Origin of the sequence: Providencia sp. PROV004, assembly GCF_011045615.1 — a bacterium.
Lineage (GTDB): Bacteria > Pseudomonadota > Gammaproteobacteria > Enterobacterales > Enterobacteriaceae > Providencia > Providencia rettgeri.
Window position 1 is genome coordinate 409,503 of sequence record NZ_CP042859.1, and the last position, 12,465, is coordinate 421,967.

Annotated in this window: 13 protein-coding genes and 1 riboswitch; of the genes, 2 read left to right on the top strand and 11 right to left on the bottom strand. The window is 42.8% G+C overall.

The features are described from left to right. Nucleotide 1 precedes the first annotated feature (1 nt). From thiS to FVA69_RS01860, 11 genes are all read right to left on the bottom strand, one after another. A complete protein-coding gene (gene thiS / locus FVA69_RS01810) occupies nt 2–202 on the bottom strand; it encodes a sulfur carrier protein ThiS (protein WP_004265860.1) in 201 nt (66 codons plus the stop codon). Next, entirely contained in the window at nt 190–948 is a 759-nt protein-coding gene (locus FVA69_RS01815) for a HesA/MoeB/ThiF family protein (RefSeq protein ID WP_004265857.1), read from the bottom strand. The genes thiS and FVA69_RS01815 overlap by 13 nt, the downstream gene beginning before the upstream one ends. 76 nt (nt 949–1,024) lie before the next feature. Next, entirely contained in the window at nt 1,025–1,690 is a 666-nt protein-coding gene (thiE, locus tag FVA69_RS01820) for a thiamine phosphate synthase (RefSeq protein WP_109913192.1), read from the bottom strand. Next, complete coding sequence (gene thiC / locus FVA69_RS01825) at nt 1,674–3,662, bottom strand: phosphomethylpyrimidine synthase ThiC (protein ID WP_123381798.1); 1,989 nt, start codon at nt 3,660–3,662, stop codon at nt 1,674–1,676. Before thiC ends, thiE begins: the two co-directional genes overlap by 17 nt. 144 nt (nt 3,663–3,806) lie before the next feature. Beyond that, nucleotides 3,807–3,918, bottom strand: a riboswitch (TPP riboswitch). Next, nucleotides 3,919–4,770: a hypothetical protein gene (locus FVA69_RS21585; RefSeq protein WP_164528308.1), complete on the bottom strand. Its 852-nt coding sequence runs from the start codon at nt 4,768–4,770 to the stop codon at nt 3,919–3,921. It abuts the riboswitch before it with no gap. 114 nt (nt 4,771–4,884) lie between these two features. Next, on the bottom strand, nt 4,885–5,547 hold the full coding sequence (locus tag FVA69_RS01835; protein WP_110731451.1) for an HAD family hydrolase: 663 nt from the start codon (nt 5,545–5,547) through the stop codon (nt 4,885–4,887). A gap of 18 nt (nt 5,548–5,565) precedes the next feature. Then, the gene (locus FVA69_RS01840; protein ID WP_164529311.1) at nt 5,566–6,582 is read right to left on the bottom strand and encodes an ABC transporter ATP-binding protein; all 1,017 of its coding nucleotides are present in this window, start codon (nt 6,580–6,582) and stop codon (nt 5,566–5,568) included. Further along, nucleotides 6,582–7,412, bottom strand: coding sequence for an ABC transporter permease (locus FVA69_RS01845; protein ID WP_416143299.1), 831 nt, complete (start codon nt 7,410–7,412; stop codon nt 6,582–6,584). The genes FVA69_RS01840 and FVA69_RS01845 overlap by 1 nt, the downstream gene beginning before the upstream one ends. Next, the gene (locus FVA69_RS01850; RefSeq protein ID WP_164528309.1) at nt 7,402–8,304 is read right to left on the bottom strand and encodes an ABC transporter permease; all 903 of its coding nucleotides are present in this window, start codon (nt 8,302–8,304) and stop codon (nt 7,402–7,404) included. Before FVA69_RS01850 ends, FVA69_RS01845 begins: the two co-directional genes overlap by 11 nt. Next, a complete protein-coding gene (locus FVA69_RS01855; protein ID WP_109913186.1) occupies nt 8,304–9,119 on the bottom strand; it encodes an alkaline phosphatase family protein in 816 nt (271 codons plus the stop codon). The genes FVA69_RS01850 and FVA69_RS01855 overlap by 1 nt, the downstream gene beginning before the upstream one ends. 29 nt (nt 9,120–9,148) lie before the next feature. Then, nucleotides 9,149–10,201: an ABC transporter substrate-binding protein gene (locus FVA69_RS01860; protein WP_164528310.1), complete on the bottom strand. Its 1,053-nt coding sequence runs from the start codon at nt 10,199–10,201 to the stop codon at nt 9,149–9,151. 249 nt (nt 10,202–10,450) lie between these two features. On the opposite strand from FVA69_RS01860, the gene nudC reads away from it, so the two are divergent. Both nudC and hemE read left to right on the top strand, forming a co-directional pair. Beyond that, nucleotides 10,451–11,242 carry an NAD(+) diphosphatase gene (gene nudC / locus FVA69_RS01865; RefSeq protein WP_115166454.1) on the top strand — a complete coding sequence of 264 codons (792 nt, stop codon included), beginning with the start codon at nt 10,451–10,453 and terminating at the stop codon, nt 11,240–11,242. Between the two features lie 92 nt (nt 11,243–11,334). Further along, nucleotides 11,335–12,399 carry a uroporphyrinogen decarboxylase gene (gene hemE / locus FVA69_RS01870; RefSeq protein ID WP_164528311.1) on the top strand — a complete coding sequence of 355 codons (1,065 nt, stop codon included), beginning with the start codon at nt 11,335–11,337 and terminating at the stop codon, nt 12,397–12,399. The last annotated feature ends 66 nt before the right edge of the window (nt 12,400–12,465 follow it).

Below are 12,465 nucleotides of genomic sequence, written 5' to 3' on the forward strand. Positions count from 1 at the left end.
ATTAGCCCCCCGCGATAGCTTGAAACAACAAGATATTATCTTGGTCATTAATGAGATATGAATCCCACTGACTCTTCGGAATGATCACTTGATTGATGGCAAGTGCAGTTCCCACCATTGGGCGATCGAGAGTGGAAAATAATTGATTAACCGTCAGTGGGGCGTCGAATTCCATAGGTTGGTCATTAATTATGATATGCATGTTTCTTCCCGACAGATTGGACATTGCAGTGATGGCATTAATTGCAATGTATTCCATTGTTGCTGTTTTCCATCGAATAAACGCAATTTACCGCTCAGTGAAGAGGGAAGGCCGACAAGTAATTTAATGGCTTCCAGTGCTTGCAACGTGCCGATAATCCCAACCACTGGCCCTAATACCCCAGCAGTGCGGCAGTTGCGTTCGGGTTCATCTTGGTCTGGGTATAAACAGGCATAGCAACCGGTACTAAATGGCGGCTCAAGTACCATTAATTGGCCACCAAACCCAACAGCACTGCCGCTGACTAAGGTTGTATTGGTCATGACACAGGCGGCATTAACTGCATGACGAGTGGCCATGTTATCGCAGCAATCAAGCACTAAGTCGACTTGTTCCGCTAATGGAATTAAAGTCTCAACATCCAACTTTTGTGCGATAACATGGGTTCTTACCAACGGATTGAGTTGATGTAGCCTATCTGCGGCAAGCTGGGCTTTTGACTGGCCAATATCATCGGTATCGTAAAGTACCTGCCGTTGTAAGTTAGAAACGTGTAAGTCATCGTGGTCAGCTAGCCACAATTCGCCGACACCAGCGCCCGTTAAATAAAGGGATGCGGGAGAGCCTAAGCCCCCTAAACCGACAATTAGGACTTTGCTATTTTTCAGTTTTTGTTGCCCCTCAGGACTGATGTCTTCAAGTAATAGCTGGCGGCTGTAACGCATGAATTCTTGGTCACTTAACATGATTGAATTCCTTAAATCATCATTAGCCCTGTTTTTATGACGATAAACTAGGGCTAATTTTGTGATTAAAAATCGACTAATTGGCGTGATCCCGCTCAATTAAATTCAGCAAAGTTTCTGTTGCGGCGCGCCAATCATCGGCTTTAGTAATCGCACTGACTAGCGCGACACTCCCCACTCCAGTTGCTAGCACGTCAGGCACTTTATCAATGGAAATCCCACCAATGGCTACCGTTGGGTAATCAGGTGTTGCTTCCACCATGGCTTTAAGTGTTTCTAAACCCTGAGGCGAAGAAGGCATCTCTTTGGTTTGTGTTGGAAAGATATGCCCCATGGCAATGTAGGAAGGGCGAACCGATTTTGCGATAGCCAATTCATGCTCATCGTGCGTTGATATTCCTAACCGTAAGCCCGCTTGGTGGATTGCTAATAAATCGGTAGTTTCCAAATCTTCTTGGCCTAAATGTACGCCATAAGCACCAAACTCGACCGCTAACCGCCAGTAATCATTAATGAATAAGCGTGCGTTATGTTTTTCCCCGAGCGCAATAGCTTGTTGAATCTCATCACGAACATCTGCGTCAGATTTGTCTTTGATACGCAATTGAATTGTGGAAACACCTGCATTAAGCAAACGTTCAATCCATTCAACGGAATCCACAACGGGATAAAGCCCAAGGCGTTGTGCAGTCTCAGGAAAAGGGCTATTTGGGAGAGTTATAGCATTAGGCAATTTTGGCATTTTCATCCACCTCAGCATTCACAATTTCAGCACCGTGATAGAGTTCGCTGCCATGGGCACGGAAGGCTTCTGACATCTGTTCCATACCCGCTTCTTTTTCATTTGCTTCTTTTTGGGCCGCGTAGTCACGAACCTCTTGGGATATTTTCATTGAACAGAATTTAGGCCCACACATAGAACAGAAATGAGCAATTTTCCCAGAGGCTTGTGGTAAGGTTTCATCGTGATATTTGCGAGCAGTTTCAGGATCTAACGCCAAGTTAAATTGGTCTTCCCAGCGGAATTCAAAACGGGCTTTGGACATGGCGTTATCACGGATCTGTGCACCTGGGTGGCCTTTAGCAAGGTCAGCGGCATGGGCTGCAATCTTATAAGTGATTAGCCCTTGTTTAACATCTTCTTTGTTCGGTAATCCTAAGTGCTCTTTAGGGGTGACATAACATAACATCGCACAGCCAAACCAACCGATCATGGCGGCACCAATACCAGAGGTAAAGTGGTCATAACCCGGAGCAATATCTGTTGTTAGAGGCCCTAACGTATAGAATGGCGCTTCGTGGCAGTGCTCTAACTCTTCGGTCATATTGCGGCGGATCATTTGCATTGGTACGTGGCCGGGACCTTCAATCATGACTTGAACATCATATTCCCACGCAATTTTTGTGAGCTCACCAAGGGTATGGAGCTCGGCAAATTGAGCTTGGTCGTTGGCGTCTTGAATTGAACCGGGGCGTAGTCCATCCCCTAACGACAAGGAAACGTCGTAAGCGGCACAAATTTCACAGATTTCACGGAAGTGCTCATACAGGAAATTTTCTTGGTGATGAGACAAGCACCATTTTGCCATGATAGAGCCACCGCGAGAGACGATCCCTGTTAGGCGTTTAGCTGTCATTGGCACATAGCGTAGCAATACGCCGGCATGGATAGTGAAGTAATCGACACCTTGTTCTGCTTGCTCTAATAATGTGTCACGGAACATTTCCCACGTGAGATTTTCGGCGACGCCGTTCACTTTTTCGAGGGCTTGGTAAATCGGAACTGTACCAATAGGCACGGGGCTATTACGTAAAATCCATTCGCGGGTTTCGTGGATATAACGGCCAGTGGATAAATCCATGACGGTATCTGCCCCCCAGCGTGTTGACCAAATCAGTTTTTCTACTTCTTCTTCAATGGATGAGGTGACCGATGAATTACCAATATTGGCATTAACCTTAACCAAGAAATTACGACCAATAATCATTGGTTCTGATTCGGGATGGTTGATATTGGCTGGGATAATAGCGCGACCCGCCGCCACTTCTTGGCGAACAAATTCAGGGGTAATATTCTCTGGCAAATTTGCGCCAAAGCCTTGGCCTGGATGTTGTTGCAATAAAACTTCGCCACGAATACGTTCACGTCCCATATTTTCGCGGATTGCAATAAACTCCATTTCAGGGGTAATGATACCTTTGCGTGCGTAATGTAATTGGGTAACACACTTGTTAGTTTGGGCTTTTAACGGGTGGGGACGGTTGTTAAAGCGTAGATGGTCAAGGCCTGCATCAGCAAGGCGTTGTTGAGTAAAATCGGAACTTAAATTTTCGACAGGTACGGTATCAGCACGTTCACTTATCCATGGCGCACGAATTTTTTTCAAGCCTTTGTGAACGTTGAGTTCTGATGTTGGGTCGCCGTAAGGGCCTGAAGTGTCGTAGATAGGAACGGGTTCGTTGTCTTCAAATTGCGGGTTGTCTTTGTCGCCACCAATAAGGGTTTGCGAAAGCTGAATTTCTCGCATTGGGACTTGGATATCGTCTCTTGAACCTTGAAGATAAATACGTTCAGAATTGGGAAATGAAACGCCAGAAACAGTGTTGATAAAGTTTTCAGCGGCATCACGTTGGGCTTTACGAGTGCGAGCGGGTGCTGCTTGTGGCGATAAATCAGCTGTAGGGATGATATTTTGTTGTGTATTATTGGACATAGCAATTTCCTGACATTGTCACGGCTATCACAGCTAAGTGTGTAGCGGGTTTATCGAAAGAAAGTTGCTTGTCAGGAGTTCGGAGGAGTAATAAAAAGACATTGCGTTTAATTTTTAGCCAAATGAGAGATGGCAAAAAGACGCTGAGTGATTACTCTTGTTCCCTTCGCGGGTATTAACCCGATCAGGTTCCGCGGATCCCGAATTAACGGTCTCAGCCCGATGCTATGCATGCTAGGCACTCCGACAAGAGATTTCAGTATAAGCTTTCCTCGTCATTCTTCAAGCGATAAGTGCGTTGGCTGCGCTCGGCTCCCCAAGTCACATACTTGTGTATGCTCCTTGGGATATCCTCGTTTACCGCCTTCTTCTCACTTGAATTATTTAGAGGAAAGAAGAAATTAGAGTGGGATAAGATTATTTTCTCGTCATTCTTCGCGTGATAAGTGCGTTGGCTGCGCTCGGCTCCCCAAGTCACATACTTGTGTATGCTCCTTGGGATATTCTCGCTTACCGCCTTCTTCTCACTTGAATTATTTAGAGGAAAGAAGAAATTAGAGTGGGATAAGATTATTTTCTCGTCATTCTTCAAGCGATAAGTGCGTTGGCTGCGCTCGGCTCCCCAAGTCACATACTTATGTATGCTCCTTGGGATATCCTCGTTTACCGCCTTCTTCTCGCTTGAATTATTTAGAGGAAAGAGGAAATTAAAGTGGAATAAGGTTATTTCCTCGTCATTCTTCAAGCGATAAGTGCGTTGGCTGCGCTCGGCTCCCCAAGTCACATACTTATGTATGCTCCTTGGGATATTCTCGCTTACCGCCTTCTTCTCACTTGAATTATTTAGAGGAAAGAAGAAATTAGAGTGGGATAAGATTATTTTCTCGTCATTCTTCAAGCGATAAGTGCGTTGGCTGCGCTCGGCTCCCCAAGTCACATACTTGTGTATGCTCCTTGGGATATTCTCGCTTACCGCCTTCTTCTCACTTGAATTATTTAGAGGAAAGAAGAAATTAGAGTGGGATAAGATTATTTTCTCGTCATTCTTCAAGCGATAAGTGCGTTGGCTGCGCTCGGCTCCCCAAGTCACATACTTGTGTATGCTCATCGGGATAATTCTATTTATCTCCTTCCTCTAGCACGAATAATTTAGAGGAACCTTTGAAAGGCGAGTTAGTTAAAACCTAAAAAATTGAAATCAAGGCTGAGATAAAAATAAGGTTTATAAATTCCACTGATATTGTGGCCAATTGTGTTCGAGTGCGGCTTGCGTTAGGCGTTCGTCGCCGTTGATAATAAATACTTCATCGGCAAATTGGCACATGGGCAGGTCGTTGGCAGAATCGGTATAAAAATATACATAGGCATCAGTGATTGGCTGGTGGCGAACCCAATCCATAAGGCGTTTAACCTTGCCTTCTTTAAAGGTTGGGATACCGTCAATTTCGGTCGTATAGCAGCCATTTTGTTGTTTAATATCGATCCCCATGGCGACGTCTGCACCAAGTTTTTCGGCGATCTTTTTCACAATAAATGAAACAGTTGCGGAGATTACAATAATCGGGATCCTTTTAGCTCGATAATTTGCGATCGTTCTAATCGCTTCAGGGTAGATCCGCGGTAAAATCACGCTTTGTACAAAATCATCCAGCCAGATATCTACTTGTTCCGTTTTTACATTGGCGAGAGTTTGCAGGTTAAAACGTAAGTAAGTCGGCATATCTAATGTGCCTGCATTATATTGCGCCATCATGGCTTTATCCGCCTCTACAAACTGTGGGTCGTTGATAATTTGCCTGTCCCACAGATATTGCGTCCACAATACGCTGCTATCACCTTGAATTAACGTATCATCTAAGTCAAAAATGGCCAGTTGGTTTTGCATTATATTCCTATCTACTTATTAACTAAGTGCGCGAATTTCATTTTTATTAAACATCAATTCAAGGCGAGTGCCCGGTTCAAATAAACGCTCAGATGAGCGATTGAGTAAATCAACTGTCATGTGACCAGCAGGTGTATCGACGCTATAACGAATGATATTTCCCAATAATTGATGGTCAACAATAATAGCATCAACAGGGTGAGAAATATGGCTACCATATTGGCGACCTGCTTCTTTGACATATATAGACTCAGGGCGGATAGCAAGTGTACCTTGTAAATTAAGACCTAACATCGTATTGGCTTTTTTGGAGTCAACAAGGTTGTAATGCCCCATAAACCGAGCGACAAATTCTGTTGCTGGTTGGGTATAAATATTCTCTGCCGTGCCACTTTGCACTATCTGGCCTTTATTCATAAGAAAAATACGGTCAGACATAATCATCGCTTCATCTTGATCATGAGTAACAAAAATTGTCGTTAAACCTAATTCGCGTTGAATCTGGCGAATTTGCTGGCGTAAGTGCTTGCGAATGCGAGCATCAAGAGCAGACAGTGGCTCATCAAGTAACAAAATTTGCGGTTTCATGACTAATGCCCTTGCGAGTGCTACTCGTTGACGCTGTCCACCTGATAGCTGATGGGGAAATTGTTGTTCTTTTCCTTGTAACTCAACTAATTCGATCACTTCAGCGACTGCTTTAGACCTTGCTTGGCTATCAGTTTTACGCATTTTTAAACCAAACGCGATATTGTCAACCACAGTCATATTGGGAAATAACGCATAACTTTGGAACACCATACCCACCCCGCGTTGCTGCGCAGCTTGGTGGGTTACATTCTGGCGATTAATATAAAGTTCACCATCATTAAGTTGTTCAAGTCCTGCGATACAGCGTAATAAAGTTGATTTTCCGCAACCACTTGGGCCCAGTAGGGTAATAAATTCGCCTTTTTCGATAGTAAACTGAATATCAGCAAATACCTGATTAGTACCAAAAGATTTAGCTAAGTTTTCCGCAATAACATAACTCATCATTCATCTCCTGAACGATTTAATCGCATTGCTAACCATGTCAGCAATAAGGTAAACAGAAAATATGACATCACCAGAGCAGAAGTGAAATGTCCGCTGGTTTGTCGCATATTGAAAAGATAGATTTGCAAGGTTTCATAACGTGTTCCCACTAGAATATTGGCAAACACAAATTCACCCATTAAAAATGAAAATGAAATTAATAATGAGACCAACATACCTTTGCGAATATTTGGTAACACAATCATCATAAAAGCTTGGAAAGTACTGGCGCCGAGTAAATGTGCAGCGTCCATTAAGTCATGTAAATTAATACCTTGAAAGCTATTCGCAAGAGCACGATACATAAAAGGTAACGTGATGGTGAAATAAGTACCAATCAGGATCCAAGGAGTGCCAACTAACATGAATGGTTCATCGGCAAATATTTGCAGCAAGCCCACCGACGAGACGACAGGCGGAATCGCAAAGGGTAAAATAATCAGTAAATCCATCACCCCTTTGAGTTTAGGGAACCGATAAAATACCGCAAATGTCATCGGCAAAATAATTAATGTGCTAACCAGCAACGTACCAAAGCAAATTATTAATGAACGACCAAATGCCATGAGAAAACGCGGGTCTTGCCACAATTGTAGATACCATTTGATGGACAAGGCATCGGGTAGCACAGTGGCTCCCCAAGAGCTGGCGATGGAATACAAAAATGTGGCAATAATAGGTAGCGCTAATAGGCTAGCAACACTGATTAATACTAACTTATGGAGCCATAATCCAGAGGGTTTATTGTTATTGGTTATCATTTGGCTAATCACATTATTATTTTGCATGGTAGCTCCGCTTGATTAACCAATGATGGATAGCAGTAATAAAAGCTAAGATAGCGATAAGTAGCATTGATAACGCAGCAGCCATATTCGGTTCGAGAAATAAATCGCCGGAAACTAAACTGGCAATTCGGATAGTCACAAGGTTGTAATTACCACTCGTTAAGGCATAAGTACTGGCGTATGCGCCCATGGCATTAGCAATTAGGATAATAAAAGTACCAAGTAAAGCAGGGGAAAGCACTGGAATAGCAACTTTTAACCAATAGGTTATCTTGCTTGCTCCCATTGTTTTCGCAGCGTCTTCCCACTCCGGTTTTAGTGCATCAAAGGCGGGGTAGAGCAACAAAACGCCTAATGGGATCTGAAAATACACATACAACAGCATTAACCCGCTGGCACTGTATATATTAAAATCTTCGATAATTCCCCATGCCTTGAGTTGTAAGGTAATCGCGCCGTTGAAGCCCAAAATAATAATGAATGCAAAAGCAAGGGGTACACCGCTGAAATTACTGGCCATGGTGGTGAAGGAGATCATTATCCGGCGAATTTTCCCTTGCATTTTATAAATGGAAAATGCCGTGATACTGGAAATGAATAAGCCAATTACACTGCAAATAACGGAAAGCCATAGGGTATTTTCAAACGCTTGTAAGTAAAAATCATTATTGAATACTTCAAGGTAGTTACCTAATGACCATGCTTCTTCGTAGATAAAGCTATTAATTAGCACCCAAATCATTGGGGCGATTTGGAATAGACTAAACAGCACAAAGAATGGCAGCAGTAGCAGTGCAGCGCGCCAATGAAAACGAGCAAAGCGTTTTTTTAACATGGCAATTTTTCCCTGTTGTTGGTATGCCTGTTCACAGGGGGCAGGAATATCAGCCATTACAAATCTCCTTGTAACAGCGCATCACAAACTGGTTTATCGAGAGAGTGGGTTCCAAGTAAACGACAAATGGTTCCACAAATCTCAGTTTGCTCAATATTGCAGGGTTGATGAGAAAATTGCGAACCGACAACAAACAATGGAACTAAACACTCTTCAGGGAGTGTCCCTCCGTGGCTGCGATCATTATTCATACCGTGATCACTCGTGATCAGAATTTGATAACCTTGCTCAACCCATGTAGGAATATAATTCGACAGGATAATATCTGCATGGCGTGCTGCATTACGGTATTGTGGGGAATCAAAGCCAAACTTATGCCCTGTATCATCTATATTCATAGGGTGAATCAATAAGAAATCAGGATCAAATTGACTACGTAAATATTCCGCATCAACAAATAAATGGTCATCAGGGTAATGATCTGCTTGATAAAAGCAGCCATGTTGGATGGTTAGCGACTCATCATGGGTAAAACGGTCTCTTGTTGCTACGAAAGGTGCTCGGTTATACAGTTCACTCACCCAATAATAAGCAGCGGCGGCAGTTGTTTTACCTGCAAGGCGAGCAAGAGAGAATATGCTGTCAAAATGGGATAACCGGACAATTTGGTTATTTACAATACCGCTTTTGACAGGTGGAACTCCCGTTAGTATACATTCATATAGAGGGCGAGACATCGAAGGAAGCTCGCACTCTAATCGGTAAAGTGTTGCACTGTCGGCTTTGATTAAACCGTTGAGATAGCCCATACAATGATGGGCTACTGAATAACTTAAACCGTCAAGGACAACAAGTATGACTTTCTCAGACATCAATTTTTTCCTAAAATCAATACATTAAATTACTGCTGGTGGATCAAAACTTGCTGTTGCCACATTTTAGGGAGATTACGAGACGACTTTTCCCAACCTTCTGCATTCTTAATGGGTTGAACATTTTTATATTGTTCTTCGGGTAGTAATTTGGCTTTAATATCATCAGGTAAGGTTAAATATTGTGCACGAATTGGTCGAGCATAGCCTTCTGCAAGGTTTAATTGGCCTTTATCACTGAAAATAAATTCACGAGCTAATTTTGCCGCATTTGGGTTTTTGGCAAATTTATTGATGATAGTGGTGTAACCTGAAATGACAGAACCGTCAGATGGGATCACAACTGTAAAGCGATCACGATTGATCTGATCACGGTAATTCAGTGCGTTGAAGTCCCATAAGATGCCAACTTCGACTTCACCTTTTTCGATATTTGCGACAGTTGGATCATTAACGGATAGGCGTTTTTGTTTGGCGAGTTCAGCAAAAAACTCAATGGCAGGTTTTAGGTTATTTTCATCACCACCACGGGCAAATGCGGCAGCTAGTACAGCATTATTGGCTTGTGCAGCGATACCAACATCCCCAACGGTGACTTTATATTTCCCTTTCAGTAAATCATCCCAGCTTTTCGGTGCATCTTTCACTAAATCATTATTAATCATAAAAGCGATAGACCCCGTATAGGCTAAAGCCCAATGACCGTCTTTGTCTTTTGCCCAATCAGGAATTTGTGACCACGTTGTTGGTTTATAAGGTTGAGTCACTCCCTTTTGCACGGCAACAGGCCCAAAAGAAGCACCGACATCACCAATATCTGCCGTTGCATTATTTTTTTCTGCGGCAAATTTGGCAATTTCTTGAGCGGAGCTCATATCAGTATCTTGATGCTTCAACCCATATTGTGTCGCTAAGTCTTGCCAAGTTCCTTTCCAGTTAGCCCAAGTATCAGGCATTCCAACGCTGTAAACTTGCCCTTCTTTTTTCGCTGCATCGATTAACTCTGCTAAATTAGCATCAGCAGCTAATGTCACACTGGATGCGGTCAATGATAGTAAAATCGCAGGAACGATAGTTTTCATTATTTTCTCACTTTTGCAGAACGGTGAACCGTATTGGTTACTTAGCATCCTAATTTTAAGAAGTGACAGTTAGTTGATCCTTTTATGACAGTTTTTAGACATTTTATGGAATGGAACGTCTAAAAAGTGTCAAAATTGACAAAGAAAAATAATGAAACAAACGTTTGAATGACATTGTGTCAAAGAAGTGTATTGTGTCATTAATAGATTGATCTTATCGACAATAAAAACTAACAAAAGATGTGAAAAATGAATAAGTTAAAATTATCAGGAACAGAAAGTGGTTGGTGGTTTATCTGTTTTTCCGGGCGTTTGTGGTTACCTCATGGGGATATTCCACGAGGTATGGCAAAGGACTATTTGTTAGAAGGAAAAACAGCAACGCCAATCGGTGAGTGGCAAGGGGAAATTGTCTGGTTGATCGCCGAAAAAATGCCATCAGATATGGCATCTCCCCGTATCGTTGCTGCGCAAGATGAAGGTTTATTTCGTCTTGCTGGGCGAGGTGTGCAATTGGCGGAATTCTATCGCTCTCATCGTTATTGCGGCTATTGTGGTACGGCAATGCGCCATAGCGAAACAGAATGGGCGTGTTTGTGTGACCATTGCCATGAGCGTTATTACCCGCAGATTGCCCCTTGTATTATTGTGGGAATCCGCCGTGATGACCATATTCTATTGGCTCAGCACCGGCGCCATTCGCAAAATCCATTATTTACTGTACTTGCGGGTTTTGTTGAAGTTGGTGAAACATTAGAAGAAGCTGTTATGCGCGAAGTCATGGAAGAAAGCCATATAAAAGTGAAAAATATTCGTTACGTATCTTCACAACCATGGCCTTTTCCTCATTCCTTAATGATGGGCTTTCTCGCGGATTATGAGAGTGGTGATATTAAAGTAGACCCTAAGGAACTGGTGAGCGCAAATTGGTATCATTACAATGAATTACCATTGATCCCACCGGCAGACACAATCGCTAGACGTTTGATTGAAGATACGGTCGCATTGTGTCGTCAGAGTGAATATGAAACGGGCAAATAGCACAGCGCTGATATTGTTACCATTAACATGATACAATAATGAACTTCGCTCTTAGCCATTTGCGGCGGCCACTTATAATAATGGAGTAAATAATGACTGAGTTAAAAAATGACCGCTATCTACGCGCTTTGCTACGTCAGCCTGTAGATGTGACCCCTGTATGGATGATGCGTCAAGCAGGGCGTTACCTGCCTGAATATAAAGCAACACGCGCTGAAGCTGGTGATTTTATTGCTCTGTGCAAAAATACCGAATTGGCTTGTGAAGTGACATTACAGCCATTACGTCGTTTTCCATTAGACGCTGCAATTTTATTTTCTGATATTCTCACTATCCCTGATGCAATGGGGCTTGGGTTATATTTCGAAACGGGTGAAGGCCCACGTTTTCATAAACCGATTATGAGCGCAGCAGATGTAAAAAATATCCCTATTCCTGATCCTGAAATGGAACTTGGTTATGTGATGGATGCAGTTCGTGCCATCCGTAAAGCGCTTGAAGGTAGTGTGCCACTAATTGGTTTCTCTGGTAGCCCGTGGACACTGGCAACTTATATGGTGGAAGGCGGCAGTAGCAAAGCATTCACTAAAATCAAAAAGATGATGTACGAAGACCCGAACACATTGCATTTGTTATTAGATAAACTGGCAGATAGTGTCATTTTATACTTGAATGCTCAAATTCGAGCAGGTGCACAGTCCGTGATGATTTTTGACACATGGGGTGGGGTCTTAACTAAGCGTGATTATTTACAGTTTTCATTGAATTATATGCATAAAATTATTGATGGCTTAATTCGTGAAGATGACGGTCGCCGTGTTCCTGTCACCTTATTCACTAAAGGTGGCGGCCAGTGGTTAGAGGAAATGGCTGCAACGGGTTGCGATGCATTAGGGCTTGATTGGACGACTGAAATTGCAGATGCTCGTCGTCGTGTCGGTGATAAAGTTGCTTTACAAGGTAATATGGACCCATCCATGTTATATGCGCCACCGGCTCGTATAGAAGAAGAAGTGCAAAATATTCTATCAGGCTTCGGTCAAGGTGAAGGGCACGTATTTAATTTAGGTCATGGTATCCATCAGGATGTTCCACCTGAGCATGCAGGTGCATTTGTCGATGCAGTTCACCGTTTATCCCGCCAATATCATCAATAATTATTGTTTATTGATCTTCTTGATTTGTGGTGTATTTATAGAATCTTGTAAGTACACCATTATCAT

Bases quoted from the DNA above. Each gene is read 5' to 3' on its own strand.
- thiS (WP_004265860.1), bottom strand. From the start codon at position 202: ATGCATATCATAATTAATGACCAACCTATGGAATTCGACGCCCCACTG.
- FVA69_RS01815 (WP_004265857.1), bottom strand. From the start codon at position 948: ATGTTAAGTGACCAAGAATTCATGCGTTACAGCCGCCAGCTATTACTT.
- thiE (WP_109913192.1), bottom strand. From the start codon at position 1,690: ATGCCAAAATTGCCTAATGCTATAACTCTCCCAAATAGCCCTTTTCCT.
- thiC (WP_123381798.1), bottom strand. From the start codon at position 3,662: ATGTCCAATAATACACAACAAAATATCATCCCTACAGCTGATTTATCG.
- FVA69_RS21585 (WP_164528308.1), bottom strand. From the start codon at position 4,770: ATGAGCATACACAAGTATGTGACTTGGGGAGCCGAGCGCAGCCAACGC.
- FVA69_RS01835 (WP_110731451.1), bottom strand. From the start codon at position 5,547: ATGCAAAACCAACTGGCCATTTTTGACTTAGATGATACGTTAATTCAA.
- FVA69_RS01840 (WP_164529311.1), bottom strand. From the start codon at position 6,582: ATGAGTTATGTTATTGCGGAAAACTTAGCTAAATCTTTTGGTACTAAT.
- FVA69_RS01845 (WP_416143299.1), bottom strand. From the start codon at position 7,412: ATGCAAAATAATAATGTGATTAGCCAAATGATAACCAATAACAATAAA.
- FVA69_RS01850 (WP_164528309.1), bottom strand. From the start codon at position 8,304: ATGGCTGATATTCCTGCCCCCTGTGAACAGGCATACCAACAACAGGGA.
- FVA69_RS01855 (WP_109913186.1), bottom strand. From the start codon at position 9,119: ATGTCTGAGAAAGTCATACTTGTTGTCCTTGACGGTTTAAGTTATTCA.
- FVA69_RS01860 (WP_164528310.1), bottom strand. From the start codon at position 10,201: ATGAAAACTATCGTTCCTGCGATTTTACTATCATTGACCGCATCCAGT.
- nudC (WP_115166454.1), top strand. From the start codon at position 10,451: ATGAATAAGTTAAAATTATCAGGAACAGAAAGTGGTTGGTGGTTTATC.
- hemE (WP_164528311.1), top strand. From the start codon at position 11,335: ATGACTGAGTTAAAAAATGACCGCTATCTACGCGCTTTGCTACGTCAG.